The sequence below is a fragment of the Proteiniphilum sp. LBM24028 genome (genome assembly GCF_056629195.1).
On the sequence record NZ_CM152817.1, the window covers coordinates 1,528,169 to 1,550,205 of the forward strand.

At 44.4% G+C, this 22,037-nt stretch carries 18 protein-coding genes; 15 read left to right on the forward strand and 3 right to left on the reverse strand.

From position 1 onward, the window contains the following. Positions 1 to 26: 26 nt before the first annotated feature. Both AC1HCU_RS06105 and AC1HCU_RS06110 read right to left on the reverse strand, forming a co-directional pair. Entirely contained in the window at positions 27 to 1,538 is a 1,512-nt protein-coding gene (locus AC1HCU_RS06105) for a GH3 auxin-responsive promoter family protein (RefSeq protein WP_480370329.1), read from the reverse strand. Between the two features lie 86 nt (positions 1,539 to 1,624). After that, positions 1,625 to 2,266: a Crp/Fnr family transcriptional regulator gene (locus AC1HCU_RS06110; protein ID WP_480370331.1), complete on the reverse strand. Its 642-nt coding sequence runs from the start codon at positions 2,264 to 2,266 to the stop codon at positions 1,625 to 1,627. 271 nt (positions 2,267 to 2,537) lie between these two features. On the opposite strand from AC1HCU_RS06110, the gene AC1HCU_RS06115 reads away from it, so the two are divergent. The 9 genes from AC1HCU_RS06115 to AC1HCU_RS06155 all read left to right on the forward strand — a co-directional run bounded on the left by AC1HCU_RS06115 (position 2,538) and on the right by AC1HCU_RS06155 (position 13,777). Continuing rightward, positions 2,538 to 4,595 (forward strand): DUF5686 family protein, encoded by a 2,058-nt coding sequence (locus tag AC1HCU_RS06115; RefSeq protein ID WP_480370334.1) that lies wholly within the window; start codon positions 2,538 to 2,540, stop codon positions 4,593 to 4,595. A gap of 71 nt (positions 4,596 to 4,666) precedes the next feature. Further along, positions 4,667 to 5,500: a 4-(cytidine 5'-diphospho)-2-C-methyl-D-erythritol kinase gene (gene ispE, locus AC1HCU_RS06120; protein WP_480370337.1), complete on the forward strand. Its 834-nt coding sequence runs from the start codon at positions 4,667 to 4,669 to the stop codon at positions 5,498 to 5,500. Between the two features lie 33 nt (positions 5,501 to 5,533). Next, positions 5,534 to 8,083 (forward strand): S9 family peptidase, encoded by a 2,550-nt coding sequence (locus AC1HCU_RS06125; RefSeq protein WP_480370340.1) that lies wholly within the window; start codon positions 5,534 to 5,536, stop codon positions 8,081 to 8,083. A 33-nt stretch (positions 8,084 to 8,116) separates the two neighbouring features. After that, positions 8,117 to 8,902 carry an inositol monophosphatase family protein gene (locus AC1HCU_RS06130; protein WP_480370343.1) on the forward strand — a complete coding sequence of 262 codons (786 nt, stop codon included), beginning with the start codon at positions 8,117 to 8,119 and terminating at the stop codon, positions 8,900 to 8,902. Next, entirely contained in the window at positions 8,902 to 9,696 is a 795-nt protein-coding gene (gene zupT, locus AC1HCU_RS06135) for a zinc transporter ZupT (RefSeq protein ID WP_480370346.1), read from the forward strand. Before AC1HCU_RS06130 ends, zupT begins: the two co-directional genes overlap by 1 nt. A 76-nt stretch (positions 9,697 to 9,772) precedes the next feature. Next, entirely contained in the window at positions 9,773 to 10,333 is a 561-nt protein-coding gene (locus AC1HCU_RS06140; protein ID WP_480370348.1) for a helix-turn-helix domain-containing protein, read from the forward strand. Positions 10,334 to 10,395: 62 nt separating this feature from the next. Beyond that, positions 10,396 to 12,051, forward strand: a complete 1,656-nt coding sequence (locus AC1HCU_RS06145) for an AMP-binding protein (RefSeq protein ID WP_480370351.1) — start codon at positions 10,396 to 10,398, stop codon at positions 12,049 to 12,051. A 76-nt stretch (positions 12,052 to 12,127) separates the two neighbouring features. Next, positions 12,128 to 13,009 carry an ACP S-malonyltransferase gene (fabD, locus tag AC1HCU_RS06150; protein WP_480370354.1) on the forward strand — a complete coding sequence of 294 codons (882 nt, stop codon included), beginning with the start codon at positions 12,128 to 12,130 and terminating at the stop codon, positions 13,007 to 13,009. A 69-nt stretch (positions 13,010 to 13,078) separates the two neighbouring features. Further along, complete coding sequence (locus AC1HCU_RS06155) at positions 13,079 to 13,777, forward strand: DUF4919 domain-containing protein (protein WP_480370357.1); 699 nt, start codon at positions 13,079 to 13,081, stop codon at positions 13,775 to 13,777. A gap of 86 nt (positions 13,778 to 13,863) precedes the next feature. Here AC1HCU_RS06155 and corA read toward each other — a convergent pair whose 3' ends face one another. Next, entirely contained in the window at positions 13,864 to 14,922 is a 1,059-nt protein-coding gene (corA, locus tag AC1HCU_RS06160) for a magnesium/cobalt transporter CorA (protein ID WP_480370360.1), read from the reverse strand. A 183-nt stretch (positions 14,923 to 15,105) separates the two neighbouring features. On the opposite strand from corA, the gene AC1HCU_RS06165 reads away from it, so the two are divergent. The 6 genes from AC1HCU_RS06165 (at position 15,106) to AC1HCU_RS06190 (ending at position 22,012) form a co-directional block, all read left to right on the forward strand. Next, positions 15,106 to 15,705, forward strand: a complete 600-nt coding sequence (locus tag AC1HCU_RS06165) for a nitroreductase family protein (RefSeq protein ID WP_480370363.1) — start codon at positions 15,106 to 15,108, stop codon at positions 15,703 to 15,705. A gap of 54 nt (positions 15,706 to 15,759) precedes the next feature. Continuing rightward, positions 15,760 to 18,078, forward strand: a complete 2,319-nt coding sequence (locus tag AC1HCU_RS06170; protein WP_480370366.1) for an outer membrane beta-barrel protein — start codon at positions 15,760 to 15,762, stop codon at positions 18,076 to 18,078. 702 nt (positions 18,079 to 18,780) lie between these two features. Continuing rightward, the gene (locus AC1HCU_RS06175) at positions 18,781 to 18,963 is read left to right on the forward strand and encodes a transposase (protein ID WP_480370369.1); all 183 of its coding nucleotides are present in this window, start codon (positions 18,781 to 18,783) and stop codon (positions 18,961 to 18,963) included. A gap of 78 nt (positions 18,964 to 19,041) precedes the next feature. Continuing rightward, positions 19,042 to 19,491, forward strand: a complete 450-nt coding sequence (locus AC1HCU_RS06180; RefSeq protein ID WP_480370372.1) for an IS3 family transposase — start codon at positions 19,042 to 19,044, stop codon at positions 19,489 to 19,491. A gap of 668 nt (positions 19,492 to 20,159) precedes the next feature. Then, a complete protein-coding gene (locus tag AC1HCU_RS06185; RefSeq protein ID WP_480370374.1) occupies positions 20,160 to 20,750 on the forward strand; it encodes an RNA polymerase sigma factor in 591 nt (196 codons plus the stop codon). A gap of 71 nt (positions 20,751 to 20,821) precedes the next feature. Then, positions 20,822 to 22,012 carry a FecR family protein gene (locus AC1HCU_RS06190; protein ID WP_480370377.1) on the forward strand — a complete coding sequence of 397 codons (1,191 nt, stop codon included), beginning with the start codon at positions 20,822 to 20,824 and terminating at the stop codon, positions 22,010 to 22,012. Positions 22,013 to 22,037: the final 25 nt, after the last annotated feature.

The window sequence follows — 22,037 nt, forward strand, 5'->3', positions numbered from 1 at the left end:
TAAGGGATCACTCTTTTTATTCAATTTTAGGATTTTGAAGCGACGAATTGCAAAATACTATTTACATATTTCCGGTCGTTCGACAGTTTCGGCACTTTATTCTGCCCTCCCGATTTTTCTTTAAATTTCATCCATTCGTAAAACATCCCTTTTTCCATTGTTCTTATTACAGGCATACTCAGTGAGAGGTCATAAGCGCGTTTTGCTTCATAGTCGGAGTTCAGCTTTTTGAGACTCTCATCTAGCAGGGTCCGGAACAGTCCCATGTCTGCCGGTGGTGTTTCAAACTCAATTAACCATTCATGCGCGCCATTGTTGTCATCATCGAAATAAACCGGTGCCACGGTATATTCCGTGATTTTCGCCCCGGTCTGCTGACAAGCTTCATTAATGGCTCTGTCTGCGTTGTCCACGATCAGCTCCTCTCCAAAAGCATTGATGAACTGCCGTGTGCGTCCGGTCAGTTTAAAAAGGTATGGATTGGTGCTGGTGAACTCTATGGTATCCCCGATTTTATAGCGCCATAAGCCACCACTTGTACTGATCACAACAGCATATTGTTTACCGGCTTCCACACCACTCAGCGGAATGGTATCCGGTTGTGCCTTATTCCATTCGCCCGCGGGAATAAATTCATAGTAGACCTCGTTGTCAAGCAACAGCAGCATATCCTTTGATTCCGGAACAAACTGCACGCCAAAAAAGCCCTCTGAAGCATTGTAAGTCTCCCAGTAGCGCATTCTTTCGGAGGGAATCATTTTTTCATACTGTTCCTGAAACGGAAGAAAACTCACACCTCCGTGAAAAAAAACTTCGAGGTGGGGCCAAATGTCGGGAATAGATCTGCCTGTTTCCTGCACAATTTTTTTTAGCAGCACCATCATCCAGGAAGGTACTCCTATCATCGCCCGGATATCGTTCCCGATGGCATAATCGGTTAATTTTTGTAATTTCTCTTCCCAATCGGAAAGCAGAGCGATGCTCTCGGGAGTCCTTCTGTTCCGGGCCGGTGCCGGCAGATTTTTCATCAGGATAGCAGAAATATCTCCGGTATAAATACCGTTGCCAATTCGGTTGACCTGTTGACTTCCGCCCATGACAAGCGTTTTCCCCAAAATGAAAGCACTGTCGGGATAATGGATGGCGTACATTCCGAGCATGTGGTAACCAGCCTTGTAATTTCCATTAAATAACGATTCTTTGGTAACGGGTATATATTTGCTTTTGTCTTCCGTGGTGCCCGAAGACATGGCAAACCATCGCACGGGGGTATCCCAAAGCACATTCGCCTGTTTTTCTATAATGATTTTGTCGAGCCAGAGACGCAAATCTTCATATGCAATCACAGGAACAAGCCTGGAAAAGTCCGCTTCACCGGTAATCCTATCAAAATGATTTTTAGTTCCGTATCTCGTTTTTCGGCCATGCTCAAGCAGGTAGTTCAATGTTTTTTGTTGTGTTCCCAGTGGGTCGTCCACAAATTTCTTAACAGGTCTGTAATAGGAAGTAAGTATGTTACGGGCTATTTTTCGAATCATTCTCAGCATATGAAAAGTATGCAGCAAAGGTATACATGAGTTTCTGAAAACAGAAAAATAAAATCACAAATTTCGATAAAAAACCATTATCCAATGCGGCTAATTTTACGGAGACGCTCCTCATCGATAATCTTTATTTTTCTCCCGTCAATAGCTATAACCCGCTCGTTTACGAAGTTCGACAAAGTTCGGATTGCATTGGAGGTGGTCATGTTCGACAGGTTTGCAAGGTCTTCGCGTGCCAGATAAATGTTTATGGTTGCTCCGTCTTCTTCCAGTCCGTAACTCTCCTTGAGAAAGATCAGCGACTCTGCCAGTCTGCCACGCACATGTTTTTGGGTGAGATTCACAATCCGCTGGTCGGCAATACCCAGGTCTACTGAAAGCATCTGAATAAAGAACAATGCCATATCGCCGTTATTGCGAAGGAATTGTTCAATCAGTTCCATGGGGATCAGGCAAACAGTACAGGATTCAAAAGCCGAAGCGGCTGTCACATAGGGTTCACGCGCAAAATAGGCTCTATATCCGAAATACTGTACCGGGCGAATAATCCTTATGATCTGACTCCTTCCCCCTACCCCGCTCTTATAAATTTTCACCTTCCCTCTGAAGAGACACATCAGGTCCTGCGGAGTTTCATCTTCGAGATAGATCAGTTCATTTTTTTTAAAATGAACAATTCGTGCATTACTACGCAACTGGTCCCGCTCAACATCTGTCAACATCCTCCAGATATCAGGCAAAGTTGAGGACAAATCAATTACTTCTTTCTTTTTTCCGGGCATAGTGCTATAGAACTATGTTCTAAAACACAAATGTAGATATTATTCCCCGAAGAGTAACAAAAAAGTAATATAAAAATTAATTACTACGTTTAAAAAAAATGTAAGTTTGTAGATCAGAATGAAAAAAGGAGTCATCTTACATATTTTCTTTCTCGTTATTGTCTCTAACCAATGTTTCGCGTTAACACGGGAATTACCGGCTGACACGATTATGAACAGGGCAATGAATGCTGCTGAAAAATACAACGGCCTTTTGCAACATTTCAAGGCCGAAGTATATACACGCAGCTACGTGGAAACAATCAATAAAAATTTTCTATATAAATATACCCATCTGATTCCGCGATTTGTCTTACACGATCCAAAGAACGATGAGGCAGTAATTGAAACAATCAGCGACTTTTACTACTCATACCCCAAGACCTATATACAGGACATCCGTTATGTGTCGGGAACGCTCACCGCGAAGAAAGATATAGAGATGATACCCTTTGAGCTGTTGAATATCAACATTTACGGGGAAACGACCAATGACGAGAGCTTTTTTATGCCGATACGGTTCAGCACGGCAAAATATTACCGTTATACACTTTATCAGACATTCACCGAGAATAATAAAACTTACTACAATATCCATTACACGCCGATATACGAAAACACAAAACTGCTAAAAGGCTCATTTATTGTAGAACACGGGACATGGCGGATTATTTTTTTTCGGGGGGAGGGACTCGATATCTTTGCTGACTTTTCATTTGAAATGACCATGGGTGATGAATGGATCACTAATTACCTGCCAGTACAGTTCACCATTTACCAGACAGTCTCATACCTGGGTAATACGCTGGCGGCCAGACATCTGGCAAACGTCAAGTACAGTGACATTCAACTGCGTAAAATCAAGGAGACACCCCCTTCACTCAACATCAGTGACTCATACAAGGTACGTCTCGACTCAGTACCGGTTCTCCGGGACTCTCTCTTCTGGGAAGAGGTGAGACCCATACCATTGCAGGCAAGAGAAAGAGATGTGATTAACCGGCATATTGCACAGCAAAATGAGCGGGCAAGGTATCCGGCGAATGATACCCTCTCCGGCATGCAAAGGGCACAGCAGATGGCGCAACGGGTAGTAATGAACTCAAAGTACAAGTACCGGTCGACACGAATAGGGTACTCCGGTCTGTTTAATCCGTTCATGCTGGGATACAGCTCTCGCGACGGCATCACCTACCGGCAGAAGCTGTCGTTCATCATCGATCTGAAACGCAATCGTACGGTAGATATCAATGCTACCGCAGGATATATGTCCCGCCAGAAAGATATTTTCACCAATCTGACCACCACATGGAATTATGATCCTTATCGCCTGAGTAGCGCCACTTTTTCTTTAGGAAGTGGCAATCCCACTTACAGTTCGTTGTTCGTCGATCAGATTCAGGACAGCCTTAAAAACAAGGGACTCACTTTTGAAGATATCTCATTGAATTATTACAAGGATTATTATTTCAGGTTATTCAACACTTTGGAAGCTGCAAATGGATTGTTGCTGCAGACAGGCGTGGATTATCACATACGGAAAAGTAAAAATAACCCAATGAAATTGCGGTCACTGCCGGGCGACAGTGAACCCATTGAGGATCTTTTCGGTACAAAGAGGTCATTTGCCCCTTTTATGAGGATCAGCTGGACTCCAATGCAATATTATCGATACGAGGGACAGCAAAAAATATATGAAAGGTCTTCATTTCCAACGTTCAAGTTGGAGCTTTCACGGAGTTTCCTTGATATTCTGGGCAGTACCTCACAATACAACCGGATTGAGTTCGATATAAGCCAGCATATTCCTTTCGGACTGAGGCATTCGCTGCAGTATCATCTTGGTACCGGCAGTTTTATCAATCAGAAAACAGAATATTTTGCCGACTTCGTCTATTTTTCCAAATACAACTTTTCGGAGAACTGGAACGATGGCCTGGGCGGTAACTTTAACCTGTTGAACAGGGAACTGTACAACGCGTCAGACTCATACATCCAGGGGCACGTCATGTTTGAAACCCCTTTTCTGATCCTCAAAAATATTAATTTCGTCTCGGACTTTGCCGACAAGGAACGCATCTATTTCAGCCAGCTTTACACTCCTCAGATCATATCGTACACGGAACTGGGTTACGGCATTGGCAACCGTTTTTTCAACGCCGGTTTTTTTTGCTCCTTCCATAAGGATCAGTTTAAAGAACTGGGTGTAAGGGCTGCATTTGAGTTGTAAGAAGCAGAAACGGGTATCAGGAAAGATAGTTAAATAATATTTTTTATCTTTGTAAAAAAGATTGACGAAGGATGATCTGTTTTCCCAATGCGAAAATAAACTTAGGACTGCACATTGTCTCACGCCGGCCGGATGGCTACCATGATCTGGAGACCATTTTCTATCCGGTTGGCATGAAGGATGCCCTGGAGATTGTTCCTGGGGGTTCTTCTGTAGGTTATCGTTTTTTTCAGTCAGGAATTCCGGTCGGGGGAGCTGTTGAGAAAAATCTGGTGATCAGGGCACTTCATCTGGTTTCGGCAGAGAAGGAAATTCCACCAATCGACATACACCTGCTCAAAAAGATTCCCACCGGAGCCGGACTGGGAGGAGGGTCGTCCGATGCGGCTTTCATGCTGCGGTTACTGAACGAAACCTTTACATTGGGTTACACCCGTGAAGATCTTTTACGCTTTGCAGTACAGCTGGGAGCCGATTGTTCCTTTTTTATCAAAAACGCCCCCTCTTTCGCTACCGGCACGGGCGATGAGCTGGAGCCGGTGACAGTTGGCCTTGACAGCTATTTTATATTGCTGGTAAAGCCGGATATCACGATTTCCACAAAAGAAGCCTATGCAATGATCACTCCTCGCCAGCCGGAGGTTTCACTGAAAGAAATTGTAAAAAGGCCGGTTTCAGAGTGGAAGGAAGTAATGAAAAATGATTTTGAAATTCCTGTTTTCAAAAAATATCCGGAAATTGGTAACATCAAACAGCAAATATATGATATGGGAGCTGTTTATGCTGCGATGAGCGGTTCAGGTTCGGCAGTTTTCGGTATTTTTGAGCAGGAGCCGGTTTGGAGAAACCTTTTCAGCCGGTATTTCGTATGGACGAGCAGTATGAAGCAATCACACAAAAAGTAAAAAGCCGCCGGGCAATCAGGATATAGAAAAAAAATGAAAATAATAAAACAACATTGGGGATATCTTATTGCGGGACTCTTCGGGGTTCTCTGTCTTCAGGCCGGAGAACCCGTCTCACCGGATACAATTGCCGTCTTCGGACCTGTTCCGGTCCTGAAACCGGTCATGCTCGACAGTGTGAACCTGGATGGCACACCCTACTCCGATGAAATGTTGCTCTCCTCCCCGCTTTCTTTTCCAGATCAGGAAAGGTTCACAGGAAACACAACTCCCGATACCGCCGGCTTTTTCTATTTGCCGAAACCTGTAGCGGGCAAAGCGTTTCAGCTGTTGTCGTTTTATGTTTCAGGTGACCGTTACGGCAGGGGAAAGATCACCGTGACTTCACCCAACCCGTTCGAGTTGTGGGTAGACGGTGTGAAGAGGGCCACCAAGAACCAGATTAACGACAGCCTGCATCAGTCGGGTCAGGCAGATACCCACCTGAACGGCTTCACAAACAACGCCCGTATTGTGATCAAGATGCTCACCGATGCGGAAAACAAGACGGAACCCGCGTTGAAAATCGACCTAAAGCCTGATGATGCAGACTCGCTGTTGGCATACACTTTTGGCAACAGTCCCCGGCGGCGGATACAGATCAATGATATTCTGGAAGGCAAACGGGTCAGCAACGCCGTGATCTCCCCTGGCGGCCGGTATGTGCTTCTTTCACTCCAGGAAACACTTTCAGGGGGAGAAAACCGCAGCTACATCGAGGTGTACGACACAAAGCAGGAGCGTACCATCCTTTCCGAAACGGCAAACAGGTCACAGTTAAGCTGGATGCCGAAGCAGGATCTGCTCTACTACGTGACCGACAGCGAAGAGGGACGGTCCATAGTGACACTCGATCCGCTAACCACCGAAAGCAGGATCATCGCCAAAGGCCTTCCGAAAGAGACCTTTCATATTGCACCCGACGAGAAATCGCTTTTTTTCTCTGCGAAGGAGAGGCTCACCATCAGCAATCCGGGAGGCCTGAAAAGGCTGATCGGCATAAACGACCGACAGTCGGACTATCGTGACCGCCACTTCCTGTATCGTTACTTCTTCGACACCGGGCTTACCCAACAACTCACCTTCGGCAGGCAGACTGCTTCACTGAATGATGTAACCGACGACCTGGCGTACCTTCTTTTTTCCACGTCGGAAGAAGACCTGACAGAACGGCCCTTTCGCAAAAGTTCGCTCTACAGGTTAAACCTCGAGACAATGGAGGTAGATACTTTATGGAAGGACCAGACCTACGTCTACTCGGCTCAATTTTCTCCCGACGGGAAGCAGCTGCTTGTTCACGGTGCTCCCGAGGCATTTAACGGTATAGGCCTGAATATTGGCCCCGGACAGATTGCCAACAGCTACGACACACAATCGTTCCTGATGGATATCGATACGAAAAAAGTGGAGCCGGTTACAAAATTTTTCAATCCCTCCATCAGCGCTCAGGAGTGGAACAGGCTCGACAATATCATCTATTACCGTGTGGAGGAAGGTGACTGTGCCAATATGTATCGCTACCACACCCGTACAAAGAAGTTTGAGAAGCTGCCACTCAAAGAGGAGGTCATCCGCTCATTCAACATTGCCGAAAATGCCCTGTGGGCAACCTATACCGGAGTGAGTGTCTCCAACTCGAACAGGAGCTACCTGCTGAATCTGAAAACAATGAAGTCGACCCTCATTTCCGACCCTTATGCGGAACGACTGAACCGGCTTACCCTTGGAGAGGTAAGGAACTGGCACTTCACAAGTTCCTTTGGTGACGTCATTGAAGGGCGTTATTATCTGCCCCCCCACTTTAGGCCGGATAAAAAATATCCGCTCATCGTCTATTACTACGGCGGCACAAGTCCCACCTCCCGTACTTTTGAAAGTACCTACCCGTTGCATGTGTATGCAGCTCAGGACTACGTGGTGTATACCCTGCAGCCGAGTGGTACCACCGGCTATGGTCAGGAATTTTCGGCACGTCATGTAAACGCCTGGGGTGAACAGACTGCCGATGAGATCATTGAAGGTGTGAATGCCTTCGTGGCTGCACATCCTTTTGTGGATGGCACAAAAATAGGCAACATCGGCGCTTCCTATGGGGGATTCATGACCCAGTACCTTATTACGCAGACCGATCTGTTTTCTGCTTCAGTATCGCACGCGGGCATCAGCAACATCACCAGCTACTGGGGTGAGGGTTACTGGGGTTATTCCTACAGTGCCGGCGCCAGTGCGGGCAGCTATCCATGGAACAATCAAGAGCTTTATGTAAAACAAAGTCCCCTGTTTCAGGCCGACAAAATCACCACTCCCCTGCTTTTGCTTCACGGCACAGCCGACACCAACGTACCCATCGGAGAGAGCATCCAGATGTATACTGCGTTGAAACTGCTGAACAAGCCGGTAGAGTTTATCCAGGTGGAGGGAGAGAACCATGCCATTTACAATTATGATAAAAGGATCGCCTGGAATAATGCCATCTATGCCTGGTTCGCAAAATGGCTGAAGAATGATCCCCGCTGGTGGGATTCGATGTATCCCGAGAAATAAGCATTTAATATTATGATCTCTGAAAAAACAAGTATGGATCTGGAAAAACTGTGTAATGAAGTAAAACAAATCGCCCGTACCGCGGGCGAGTATCTGAAAAATGAACAGACTCTGCTCAGGCGTAACGATATTGAACTGAAAGGCACACGCAATTATGTTACGTACATAGACAAGGAAGCCGAGCAGATGCTGGTAGCAGCACTCCAAAAAACATTTCCCGAAGCCGGATTCCTCACAGAGGAGAATACGGTAACATTTGAACAGCGGGCTTTCACCTGGATCATTGATCCGCTGGACGGCACCACAAACTACGTGCACGGCGACACTCCCTTTTCTGTGAGCATTGCGCTGATGAAGGAGGGGGAAGTGATACTGGGAGTGGTGTTTGATCCTGTAGCAGATCAAATGTTTTATGCCACTGAAAAGGGAAAAGCTTTTCTGAACGGCCTCCCGCTGCAGGTCAGCAGGCAATCTTCTCTGGAAAACGGGTACATCGGATTCGGCATCCCCTACAGCCTCGATGAAAAAGGCGAACAGATACTTCAGCATACAATGAGGCAATTCCGGAAATGCAGCTTTCGCATCAAAGGCTCGGCAGCGCTGGAGATTTGCTATGTAGCTGCCGGGGTCAGCGATGCCTATTTCCATTCGGGATTATCACCCTGGGATGTAGCTGCCGGGGCATTCATTCTGCAATGTGCCGGAGGCAGATGTACCGACTTCAGCAATGGCAGCAATTACATTTTCGGAAAAGAGATGGTAGCCTCCAACGGCGCCATCCACAAGGAAATCATGAACTACATTATTCAAGGCCACTAATGGACAACCAAACCATCCTCATTGCTTTTCTGCTTACGTTGTTTGCAGGTTTATCTACCGGGATTGGCAGCCTGATTGCCTTTGTGGCTAAACGGACCAATACCAATTTTCTGAGTCTTGCCCTGGGTCTTTCGGCAGGCGTGATGATCTACGTTTCCTTCATGGAGATGCTGCCAAAATCATTGGCAGCATTGTCCGGCATATACGGAGAGAAAGCAGGAATGTTTTATATGATTCTGGGACTCTTTGGAGGAATTGCGTTGATTGCCATGATCGACTTTCTTATTCCCGAATCTAGAAATCCGCACGAGATGCACGGCGTGGAAGAGATGAAATCGAACTACCGGCTCAAACAGACCGGCATCATCACCGCTGTGACCATTGCCATCCACAACTTTCCCGAAGGAATCGCCACCTTCATGTCGGCCCTGAATGCAATGGAAGTGGCTATTCCCATCACTGCCGCCATCGCCATTCACAATATTCCCGAAGGCATTGCCGTTGCCGTCCCCATCTATCATTCCACAGGAAGTAAAAAGAAAGCATTCTGGCTCTCCTTTGCATCGGGACTTGCCGAGCCGTTGGGTGCGCTGATTGCTTTTCTGTTTCTGTTGCCATTTTGGAATCCGGCACTGGACGCCCTAATCCTGTCGGCGGTAGCCGGGATTATGATTTTTATCTCGCTGGATGAATTGCTTCCCAGTGCCGAGAAATACGGAAAGCACCATCTTTCCATTATCGGGCTCGTCGCCGGAATGGCAGTGATGGCAATCAGTTTGTTTCTGTTCATTTAAACAAAAAATAAGTATCTTTGCAGAATATTCGCCAAGATGGGTTTGGAACCCCAAGAACAAATCAACACGTACTACAATGGCAACAGATTTAAAACTAATAGGAGAGCGCATCAAGGGATTACGGGACGCACTCGATTTTTCACCGGCCGAGATGGCACAAAAGCTGGAAGTGGATGAAGAGGTTTATCTGCAGTATGAGACAGGTGAAAAAGACATCTCTGTTTCCTTCTTACAGCGGATTGAGCGGGAGTTCAATGTAGACCTGGCTACACTGATGTTCGGTACAGAGCCGAAAATGAATTCTTATTTTATTACGCGCAAAGACAAGGGAGTAAGTGTGGAGAGAGTATCGGCCTATAAATACCAGTCGCTCACATCCGGTTTTAACAATAACGTAGCTGAAGTATTTGTCGTAACGGTAGAGCCCAAACCCGTGGATGAAGATTTTTACCAAAATATTCATGCAGGACAGGAATTCAATATGATCCTGGAAGGCAGCATGCTGTTGAACATAAACGGGAAAAATCTGACCCTCAACGAGGGAGACAGTATCTATTTCGACTCCTCCCTTCCGCACGGCATGAAAGCGCTCAACGACAGGCCAGTAAAATTCCTGACCGTGGTCTTATACCCATAATTCCACGCAATCTGTCGTGAATCAAAGTTTTTTCCGTCAACCGACCCAATAACCAGGTTATCATGTTAGAAAAATTTGTAAAGAAAACAACATTTACATCTCATCAGGATTTCATTGACAATTATGAAATTATCGTTCCTGAACAATTTAATTTCGCCTATGACGTAGTGGATGCATGGGCAGAAACAGATCCTCAAAAAAGGGCACTCTGCTGGACAAACGACAAGGGAGCCCACCGCGACCTTACTTTCGGCGAACTGAGGACACTCTCCGACAAGACGGCTTCATTCTTTCAATCGCTGGGCATCGGGAAAGGAGATATGGTAATGCTCATCCTTAAAAGAAGCATTGAGTTTTGGCAGACCATCCTGGCACTGCACAAGATTGGCGCAGTGGCGATACCGGCAACCCACCTGCTTACCGACAAAGACATCGTATACCGTAATAACGCGGCGGGTATCAAAGCCATCGTGGCAACGGATGATCAAAATCTGATTGACCACGTGAACCTCGCCATGCCCAAATCACCTTCGGTAGAACATCGTATTTTTGTTGGTGAAACTCTTCCCGAAGGATGGATCAGTTTTCATCAAGGCGTAGAAAATGCGGTCTCTTTTATAAAACCGGACAAATCCAATTCCAACAAGGACATCATGATCCTCTATTTTACTTCAGGTACTACCGGACAGCCCAAAATGGTTATCCATGACTTCACCTATCCGCTCGGGCATATTACCACCGCCAAATATTGGCATAATCTGCACGAAAACAGTATTCACCTCACCGTGGCAGATACAGGATGGGCCAAAGCCGTGTGGGGTAAGTTATACGGACAGTGGATCGCGGGAGCCTGCGTTTTCGTGTATGATTTTGAAGGCCGGTTTATTCCCGACGACATGCTTCGCATGATTTCAACTTACAAGGTAACCTCATTCTGTGCTCCTCCCACCATATTCCGCTTCCTTATCCGTGAAGATCTTGGCAAGTACGATCTTTCGTCACTGGAATACTGTACCACGGCCGGGGAAGCACTGAATCCATCGGTATTTGAATCATTTTATGAAAAGACGGGCATTAAGATGATGGAAGCCTTCGGGCAAACAGAGACGGCACCCACCATCATCACTTTCCCCTGGATTGAACCGAAGCCCGGCTCAATGGGCGTTCCCAACCCGCTCTACAAGATGGATCTCCTCACCTGGGACGGACGTTCAGCCGAAGATGGCGAGCAGGGAGAGATCGTCTTTTATACCGATGAGAAACGACCTCTGTCATTGTTCATGGGTTATTACCGCGATAAGGAGCTTACGGAACAGGTATATGCCGACCATGTGTACCACACAGGCGACATGGCCTGGCGCGACGAAGACGGCTACTACTGGTTCGTGGGGCGTACCGACGATGTGATCAAGAGCTCCGGTTACCGCATCGGGCCTTTCGAGGTGGAAAGTGCAGTGATGACGCATCCAGCCGTGGTTGAGTGCGCCATCACAGGCGTCCCCGACGAGATCCGCGGACAGGTGATCAAAGCCACCATTGTGCTGGCGGCAGAATATAAAACACAAGCAGGCGATGCATTGGCTGCAGAGATCCAGGAACATGTAAAAAACGTGACTGCACCCTATAAGTACCCTCGCGTAATTGAATTTGTGAATGAATTGCCGAAGACCATCAGTGGAAAGATCCGCCGTGTGGAGATCCGGGAAAAGAGTAAATAGCAGTCGGCTTTTTAAAAGAAAGATTGACAGTTACAGCGGTTTGTAAATATACTTTAATGAAAAAATAAGAAATCGTATGAATCGAGCGTATGTATTCCCCGGCCAGGGGGCCCAATTCGTGGGTATGGGAAAAGAGTTGTATGACACACTGCCTTTGGCGAAGGAGCTTTTTGAGAAGGCGAACGAAATACTTGGTTTCCGGATAACGGATCTGATGTTTGATGGTACTGATGAGGAGCTCAGGCAGACCAGGGTAACGCAGCCGGCCATCTTTCTCCACTCGGTAATACTGGCAAAGAGTCTTGGTGAAGCGTTTCAACCCGACATGACGGCAGGTCACTCACTGGGTGAGTTCTCAGCCCTGGTGGCTGCCGGTGCATTATCTTTCGAAGATGGCTTAAAGCTGGTTTACGCGCGTGCGATGGCCATGCAGAAAGCATGTGAAGCCAACCCTTCAACTATGGCAGCCATCCTTGGATTGTCTGATGAGAAAGTGGAAGAAGTTTGTGCATTGGTAGACGACGTGGTAGTCCCTGCCAACTATAACTGTCCCGGGCAGATCGTGATTTCGGGGACGAACAATGGAATAGAAAAAGCATGCGAGCTGATGAAGGAAGCCGGTGCCAAGCGTGCCCTGCCCTTGAAAGTAGGCGGTGCTTTTCACTCACCGTTGATGGAGCCTGCCAGGCTGGAACTGATGGAAGCAATTGAAGCTACACCGTTCTCGGTACCTGTTTGTCCCGTTTATCAGAATGTTTCCACACGGGGAGAGACCGATCCTGCCACCATCAGGAAGAACCTTATCGCGCAGCTTACCTCTCCGGTGAAATGGACCCAGTCGGTACAACAGATGATTGCCGACGGTGCGGTTGAATTTGTGGAGTTAGGCCCGGGCAATGTACTACAGGGATTGATATCCAAAATAGACAAGAGTGTGACTGTTTCCGGTAAACAATAACCGTCTTGCAGGTGTTAAAACAATACGCACCATAACAGAAAACAAAATCTGACACTTAAAAAAAAGGTTATGCAAAAAATATTGTTTATACTCGTTCTTTTCGCATCCATATTTTTTCAGTCCAAATCACAGGATTTATTTAAGGCTCCCGATTTTCCACAGATTGAGAGAAACGTGAAGGAACAGGCTTCATCCTATTATTACCCGAATCTGATGAAAAAATACCTGTCGGGTACAGCCCAGATGAATCCTGAAGAAGGCAGACACCTCTATTTTGGGTATGTATACCAGCCGGAATATGTTCCCACGGACACTTCCGAATTTAACAGCAAGCTGGCAGCGATCCTGTCAAAACAATCCCTGGTTCCGGAAGATTACAAAAATATTTTACAATACGCCGATGCGTTGCTTCTGGAAGACCCGTTCAATCTGCGTGCGCTGAATGCAAAGCTGCTGGTATACGCACAGGAGAATAATACGGAACAGTACAAGAAGGTGGCTCTCAAACGGCGTATCGTGCAGGATGCCATTATTGGTACCGGCGATGGCATGTCAGAGAAAACTCCTTTTTATGTGATCAAAGTGGCTCATGAATACGATATACTGCCTTTTCTGGGATATAACTTCGGTGGAGAAGACAAAATTCTGAAAGGGAACAAGGTGAATTATCTGTCGCTCGGTAAAAACCGTTTCGAAGTGGACCGGATTTACTTTAATATCAGTCCCATCATTGATCACCTCAACGCACGGGGCGGAGGAAAAATGTAAATCCACTCGTGTGGGGAAAATAATATAAGGGCTTAAAAACCGCTGTTTGAACGATTGTCGGGTTTTAAGTCCTTATTTTTTGTGTATCAGAACCATTTTTTCCTTTTAAAATACCAGAGCATGCCGGCTGCAATCAACAGCATCACTCCCCAGACAATGATGTAGCCATGCGGCAGATGGAGTTCCGGCATGTTGTCGAAATTCATCCCGTACACGCCCACGATAAAGGTAAGTGGGATGAATACCACCGAGAAGACTGTCAGCAGAGCCATGATATCGTTCAGCCTGGTACTCATTGAAGAGTGATAAATATTCAGTTCGTCATACAAAACTTCATGATAATAATCGAGTAGTTCCACTGCCTGATTTATATTATCATGGAGTTCCTTGAAGTATTTGTAATTTTTCTGGGCAACAAAGTCGCTGTCCATCTTCATAAGGCTCGTGATCATCTCCCGGGCAGGTTTTATATAACGACCCAGATCACTCAGTTCATGCTTGAACAGATTAATTATTTTAAGTGTTTCCCTGTCGGGGTTAAGCACCATTTTGTTTTCCATGGTCTCAATTCTTTCACCAAGTTCACCCAAAATAAAAATGTAATTGTCAATTACCACATCCAGCAGGGCGAAGGCAAGATAATCGGCTCCCAGGGACCTGAATCTCTTGTAATGCTTCTTCAGTCGCTCTTTTACGGGATTAAACAGACTGCTCCGTTCCTCCTGAAAAGTAATCAGCATATTGTTCATCAGCACGATACCCAGATTATCTACCGACACCTGACGCAACGGTTCATCGAATTGCATCATTTTGATAGATACGAAGAGACCATTGTCGAATTCTTCCGTCTGTGGGCGGGTGCCAGGCTCCATTACATCCGACAAGATCTCTGCCGGGATGAGCAGGCTGTCCGCCAGTTCCCTCATCAATGCCTCGTTATGCAGGCCGTCTATATTAAGCCAGATAAACTTGTCCTTATACGACTGAAGTGCTTCTGCCGAGTGGATAATTGTCTCCGTCACATCATCTTGTCCGATATCAAAAACTGCCATTCGCACCTCCGGGGAACGGTGCCTTCCCCGAAATTTCAGTTCATACGGCGACAGTCCGATGTCTTCCTTGCGTTTTATTGGGCTCTGGTGCATAAATACAAATTAAAAGATATGAGACTGCAAGATACAATTTTTTTTAATTAATTGGCGTGAGATGACAAGATGATCTCGTGAACCGCTATCGGTATCTATAACCCATTGACAACCAGCACAATTTTACTGGCATACTATTTGCGTGATCTTTACCGTAATTCAAATAATATATACAGAAAAGATATGGGTTTTTTAAATATTGCGAAAAGCAGGTACACCACAAAAAAATATAATCCGAATGAAAAGATTGACAATGAAACAATAGAGAAGCTGAAAGAGATTATTAGATTAAGTCCATCCTCTATCAATAGTCAGCCATGGAAGTTTACTTTTGTTTCAGATGAAGAGGTAAAAAGTAAGTTGGCCGACGCTTCTTACAATAATAAGCAGAAGGTCCTGGATGCCAGCCACGTGGTGGTCTTTAGCGTAATTAAGGATGTGGAAACTTTTGAAAATAATAAGCTTGCATTACTGCCCGAAGGGGCAACATTATATTATAATCGCATGTTGAAGCCCAGAGGCGATGAACAGATCAAGACATGGTTGATCTCCCAGGTTTATCTGTCATTGGGATTTTTCCTGAGTGCCACCGCAAGCTTAGGAATAGATTCTACTCCGATGGAAGGTATTCAGGTGGAATCGTATGATGATATTTTACAGGATGACGATTATAAGACTTTGTTTGCAGTAGCAATTGGTTATCGCGACAATGAGGATATCAATCAGCCCGTCCATACTCCCAAGTTCAGGTTGGAGCAGAATCAAATTATAAGATCAATCTAAAGTTGTAACCTATTGAAAAGAACTTGCGTCATATCACTGTATAAAATAAAAAATATGATGACGCGAAAAATTCTCTTTTCAATTCTATTATGTGGCTTGATCATGCCGATCATAGCACAGATTAAGGGAACGGTAACCGATACCGACAGCAATCCCATTGAATTTGCCAATGTGGCCATCTACTCTCTCCCCGACTCCACCCTGATCTCGGGGACAACGACCGATCAGGAGGGTACATTTTTGCTTCTTGCCGATAATAGCAACAGCTCCAATGCGCTGTTAAGGGTATCTTTCATCGGATACGAAACACGAACCCTGCCGGCACTCTCCGAACAGACCATCTCCCTTCATCCGGACACCACCATGCTGAGTGAGGTGGTGGTAGAAGGGGATTTGCCCCGCATCAGGCTGCGCAGTGATGCCGTAGTAGCGACGGTGGAAAACACCGTATTGAGCAAGGCTGGCACCGCCAACGATGTACTGAAGCGGCTGCCGGCCATCACGGGTGATGACGGTGACTTTTCGATCTTCGGAAAAGGGAAAGCAAAGATTTACGTCAATAACCGGGAGTTACGCGACGTGTCGGAGCTTGATATGATCTCCTCTGCCGACATCAGGGAGGTGGAGATTGTGCACAACCCCGGTGCAGGCTATGATGCCTCAGTAAAGGCGGTAATCCGCATTCACACCGTCCGCAAGGTGGGCGACGGGCTGAGCTTCGACATGCGTTCAACCTACCTGCAAACAGAGAATACCGATCTGCGGCAGCAACTCAACATGAACTACCGCCACAAGGGTTGGGATCTCTTCGGCACGGTCAAGTATGAACGGTATGCCTATGTCCAGGAGAGCAGGATCGCACAGGAAGCCTTCGTCGACACCCTTTGGACACAGAAAAATGAACTCCGCGTAGACGGCGTCACCACCCCGCTGACCGCCATTGCCGGCGTCAACTACGAAATATCCTCCAGCCATTATGCCGGAGTGAAATATACCATGACCAGTTTCCCGGGTAATCACTTCATGCGGGCATCCGCGCTGAGCGACGTATATGCCAACGGAGCGTTTTACGACCGGTGGGAAAGCAACGATCGACAGACAGAGCGCAACACTCCCCGCCACAGGCTGAATGCCTATTACAATGGTAAGTTCGGAGAGTTGAAAGTGGATTTCAACAGCGATTTATACAGGAGCAGCCAATCCACCGTATCCGTCATCAACGAGAGCAGCCAGGAGTATGACAACCGGATCATCAACTCCGACAACAAGATCAGAAACCGTCTGTTTGCCAGCAGGCTGGTACTATCCCACCCTGTTTGGGAGGGTCAGTTCTCGGCAGGAAACGAGTATACACGTACCCGGCGCGACGACGATTATATCACCGACATTCAGGGTATCCCCTCCACCAACACCTCCATTCACGACGAAAACAACGCTTTCTTTGCCGAGTACTCCCGTCCTACTCCTGTCGGGCAGATAACCGCCGGAGTCCGCTTTGAAAATGTCCACTCCGACTACTTCAGTGACGACGAGGAGATGAGGGATCAAAGCCGTCATTATGCGCGCTGGTTCCCCAACTTCTCCTACAGCAACACCCTCGGCGGTGTACAACTGCAATTGAGTTATACTGCAAAGACAGTACGCCCTGCTTATTGGCAACTCGGAAGCAGCATCTTCTATGCAAACCGGTTCACCATGCAAACAGGAAATCCCTTCCTCAAGCCAACCCTCATCCACGATGTTTCGCTCACCACGTCCTGGAAGTTCCTGCAACTCATGGTCAGCTACAAACAGGAGAGAGATGTCATCATACAATGGGCCACACAGATGGAGGACAATCCCGCCGTGACCCTGCTTTCTACCCGCAACCTGGATAAGCTGCCCAGTCTGACCGCCTACCTCACCGCCTCTCCCAAATTCGGCATCTGGGCTCCACAGGCCACCATCGGGTTTATGAAGCAATGGCTTACCATCACCGGTAATAATAAGCAGATAAGTATGAACAATCCCATACCCACTGCATCGCTGAATAATTCTTTCTCGCTGCCAAAAGGATTTCTGCTGACCATCGATGCCAATTACCGGGGAAAAGGATCAGAGCAGAACGTGGTGCTGACCGACCATCAGCTTGTACTCAACCTGGGAGTCACCAAATCGTTCTTCGACGAACGGCTGTCGGTAACGTTAAAAGGGCACGATCTCTTCCATGGGCGGACGATGGACATCAAGGCATATAATGACCGTCTCAATATTTACCAGTTCAGCCGCTGGGACTCGCGCGAGCTGGAGGTGACGGTGCGTTACAAATTCAACACCGCCAAGAACCGCTATAAAGGAACCGGTGCCGGCCAGGGAGAGATTAACAGGATGTAGGAAAACATTCCCCTCAGTTCAATATTTTTTTGACAAAAAACTGGATCGATGGCTTCTCAACATCGAGGTTTGCCGCTTTACTCCGCTTACTTCATTCACCTTTTAGTCCATATCGGGTAATGAATGATATGGTGAAAATATATTCTGATAATTCTTACCTCAATCGTTACATTACCTTATTGTATTTACACCTTTTGTGTTTTTACGAAAACCGTGTAAGTCAGCTTTGAAACAACGTTATTGTGGACATTGATGGGTCTTATCATAACATTATTGAGTTTTCCTTCTGCATTCTATCTCGTGTTGAAATTTGACAAATGGAAAGGTGATATTTATGTCGATAAATAATGCTAATTTTGCAACCATTTTTATTTTCAATAATGTAACTATATATTGGATTGGTTATAGGAAAACAATTACGATGAGGAAATAGATAACTTTCTTACAAAATATTTAACCTTACGTGTTGCATCTGACTTTTAAATTTTATGTTTGAATCTTTACACTGTGCCAAAAGGGGAAAATGACTGTCGCTTATGCTTTACTTAGAAAACCATTGACAGATGAACTTATAATTTTAGAACAATTACTAACAGATAATCAGAATTTCATTTGTCGCTTCTTTCATTCTGGTAATCCAAATAAACATGAGCCAAGTAATAGGAATATTGATAAAAAGAAAATAATATTAATTTTGTTGTCATGAAGAAAAGGAAAACTTACAGTGCAGACTTTAAAACGAAGGTAGTTTTAGAGATACTTCAAGAAAGGAAAACAGTCCAGGAGATTGAGAGAAAGTATGAGCTTCACCCAAGTCTGATCTCTACATGGAAGAGTCAATTTTTATCCAATGCGGATGTTATTTTCGAAAAGGTAAATCCGTGACAGAGGATGACAAGGAGAAAGATGCCCTCTTCAATAAAGTTGGACAACTTCAACTGAAGGTTGACTACTTAAAAAAGTATGGGGGAAATAGCCAAAAAAGATCGGATAGGCAAGATGGGTAAGATTGACAAAACTCACAGTTTAAGTGTTTCACGCCAGTGTGAGCTGTTGAATGTGACCCGAAGCAGCTTCTACTATTCTCCCCTTGAAGATAGTTCTTATAATGAGGAACTGATGAAACAGATCGACAAACAATACATGGATAACCCGTTTTATGGTGTGCCCTGGATGACAAATCACTTGCGTGGCCTGGGCTACAAGGTGAACCCCAAGCGTATCCGCCAGTTATACCACATAATGGATTTGTATGCCATTGGCCCCCGCCCCAACACGGGCAAGGCTCACAAGGATGAAGGCCATGCCATTTATTCCTACTTGCTACGTGGGCTGACTATAGACCGCCCCAACCAGGTTTGGGCGATGGATATCCATATATCCTGTTGGGGACAGTCATATGTACCCGGTTGACATAATTGATGTTTACAGCCACTACATCGTAGGCTGATCACTGTCCAATATGATGCGCCCTCTGGTGCCGCGAGTGTCTTGAGGAAGCTATATGGTGTCATAGCATCCGGAGATAATCAACACGAACCAGGAGAGCCAGTTTTCCAGTTCCGAGTTCTCAACATATTTTTCTTCGAACACAGGTTTAAAGTTCAGCACAGACGGCAAGGAACGTGGATCGACAATATTTTCCTTGAAAGATTCTGGCGAAACATCAAATACGAAAAGATCTATCTCGAACCATCTGACATGGTTTGGAATTATGTCACAAAATAAAGGGTTATATGAAATATTATAACATGGAAAGGCCCCATCAGGGATTGGAATATAAAAAGCTGGTGGAAATCTACCAGGCGGCCGCTTAGTTTCTTGAGATCATCCAATTGGACAATCTCAAGAAACTAACTTATCTTTGAATCAAAGTTGTCTAAAAAGAGGGAGAAGTTTAATGAGCTGTATAATTTGGAATAAAACTGTTTTGCCGGAATTCATGTTGTACATTATTTGAAGGGAAATGCAAAAATAACCAATTCAAATCATGTACAAGAAATTTAGGACGCATATTATTAAATATAAAATACTTACAAAAAACAATATTTTAACGGAACACTTCTATTACTTTTGGTAAAATGAAAACTTCAATTCCTAATTTGACGATATTATTTACAAAGTTTAAAGAAGGGGATGATGACGCCTTCATATTTTTTTATGAATTATACCTTAATGATTTATATTCTTACGGAATAAGTTTAGGATGTGAAAAAGAGGTTGTAAAAGATCTTGTTCAAGATATTTTCATTAAAATATATAACAAACAAAAAGATTTTTCTTCTGTCAACCATCTAAAGTATTTTTTATTTAGATCTCTTAAGAATCAGCTTTATAACTTTTATAAATCTAAAGCAGTCACAAGCAAAACAGATATATCTGATGATATTTTAAATTTTTCAATTACAACGACAGTGTTGGATAATATTATTGATGCTGAAGAAAGTATCGCCATTAAAAAAAAAATTGAAGATCTTCTATCAAAGCTTACTCCTCGTCAGAAAGAGGTCATATATCTTCGTTATATGCAAAATATGGAGTATGATGAGATTTCTGAAATAATGGGTATTACACCTCATGCTACAAGAAAACTGGTTTCTAGTTCTCTGAAAAAGATGAGAGATGAGAAATTGTTTATCCCTTTCTTATTTCTTATGATAATTTTCTCATAAATTCATTTTTTAATTAAAAAAATGGGGACAAAATCTCTTTATATTTGTATATATATAAAGAGTGAGGACAAGTGTTGATTGACAAATATAAAAAATACCGCTCATTAGATTTTCTTAAAGATGAAAATTTCATTAGGTGGCAACTCCTGAAAAACGAGGAGGATGTTGTGCATTGGAATGAAATCATTGAAAGCTGGCCTGATTTGAGATCTTCAATAGAGGACGCCGAGAAATTATTCGAAGCTAATATTCGACTTAATGAATTCAGAATGTCTGATTCAGAATCTTCCGAATGCGTAACTTCCTTAATTAAGCAGATACAATCCAAAAAAAGGAAGAGGTTCTTTAAGCATGTAGCTTTGAATATAGCGGCAGCAGCCGCAGTTATTGCAATAATCATAGGTTTTCCATTCATTTTTAATAGAAATACTCTCCAGCAACAGGATATCTCAAGCTTTGCTAAATCACTTCCTGAAGATAAAGAAATTTTCTACGGAGATACTAAACTTATTTTATCTGAAAACAATACTATTAATTTGGACAAAAGCGAATCTCTTATTCAATACCAAGAAGACGAAATAAAAGCAGATAACAATGTAATTCAAAAAGATAAAGCATCTCATTTTAACCAATTGATTACACCATATGGTAAACGCTCTACAATAGTCTTTGAAGACGGTACAAAAGCTTTTCTGAATGCAGGTAGTAAACTGGTATATCCCGCTAAATTCAGTAAAAATAAAAGAGAAATATTTTTAGATGGTGAGATTTATATAGAAGTTGCTGAAGAGAAAGAACGCCCTTTTATAATAAAAACAAGCAAAATGAATGTTAATGTTCTGGGTACTAGATTTAATGTCTCAGCTTATGAAATCGACAAAAAGAGCACCGTCGTACTGCTTTCTGGTTCGGTAAGAGTTTCATCAAACAATTGTAAGGATAATGTAGTCTTGAAACCTAATCAGATGTATACTGGTTTAGATGATTCTCATACTATTGAAATTGTTGAGGCAAACCGCTACATTTTATGGACACAAGGTTTATACAAATTTGAAAATGAAGAATTCAACAATATTGTTAATCGCCTTGAGCGATATTACGGAATATCCATCGATTGTGATTCTTCAGTATCCTCTTTAACTTGTTCGGGAAAATTAGATCTTAAAGATGATATGAATAAATTGTTAGATGAATTGACACAAGCATTACCTGTTATATTTATACAAAAAACCGACGGAAGTTATTATGTTAAAGCCAACTAATAAATAGGCTATGCAAAATAAGTGT

Coding starts and splice junctions, on each gene's coding strand:
- AC1HCU_RS06180 (WP_480370372.1), top strand. CDS start 19,042: ATGGGGGAAATAGCCAAAAAAGATCGGATAGGCAAGATGGGTAAGATT.
- fabD (WP_480370354.1), top strand. CDS start 12,128: ATGAATCGAGCGTATGTATTCCCCGGCCAGGGGGCCCAATTCGTGGGT.
- AC1HCU_RS06145 (WP_480370351.1), top strand. CDS start 10,396: ATGTTAGAAAAATTTGTAAAGAAAACAACATTTACATCTCATCAGGAT.
- AC1HCU_RS06170 (WP_480370366.1), top strand. CDS start 15,760: ATGATGACGCGAAAAATTCTCTTTTCAATTCTATTATGTGGCTTGATC.
- AC1HCU_RS06105 (WP_480370329.1), bottom strand. CDS start 1,538: ATGATTCGAAAAATAGCCCGTAACATACTTACTTCCTATTACAGACCT.
- AC1HCU_RS06155 (WP_480370357.1), top strand. CDS start 13,079: ATGCAAAAAATATTGTTTATACTCGTTCTTTTCGCATCCATATTTTTT.
- ispE (WP_480370337.1), top strand. CDS start 4,667: ATGATCTGTTTTCCCAATGCGAAAATAAACTTAGGACTGCACATTGTC.
- AC1HCU_RS06115 (WP_480370334.1), top strand. CDS start 2,538: ATGAACAGGGCAATGAATGCTGCTGAAAAATACAACGGCCTTTTGCAA.
- AC1HCU_RS06165 (WP_480370363.1), top strand. CDS start 15,106: ATGGGTTTTTTAAATATTGCGAAAAGCAGGTACACCACAAAAAAATAT.
- zupT (WP_480370346.1), top strand. CDS start 8,902: ATGGACAACCAAACCATCCTCATTGCTTTTCTGCTTACGTTGTTTGCA.
- corA (WP_480370360.1), bottom strand. CDS start 14,922: ATGCACCAGAGCCCAATAAAACGCAAGGAAGACATCGGACTGTCGCCG.
- AC1HCU_RS06125 (WP_480370340.1), top strand. CDS start 5,534: ATGAAAATAATAAAACAACATTGGGGATATCTTATTGCGGGACTCTTC.
- AC1HCU_RS06130 (WP_480370343.1), top strand. CDS start 8,117: ATGGATCTGGAAAAACTGTGTAATGAAGTAAAACAAATCGCCCGTACC.
- AC1HCU_RS06175 (WP_480370369.1), top strand. CDS start 18,781: ATGAAGAAAAGGAAAACTTACAGTGCAGACTTTAAAACGAAGGTAGTT.
- AC1HCU_RS06185 (WP_480370374.1), top strand. CDS start 20,160: ATGAAAACTTCAATTCCTAATTTGACGATATTATTTACAAAGTTTAAA.
- AC1HCU_RS06140 (WP_480370348.1), top strand. CDS start 9,773: ATGGCAACAGATTTAAAACTAATAGGAGAGCGCATCAAGGGATTACGG.
- AC1HCU_RS06110 (WP_480370331.1), bottom strand. CDS start 2,266: ATGTTGACAGATGTTGAGCGGGACCAGTTGCGTAGTAATGCACGAATT.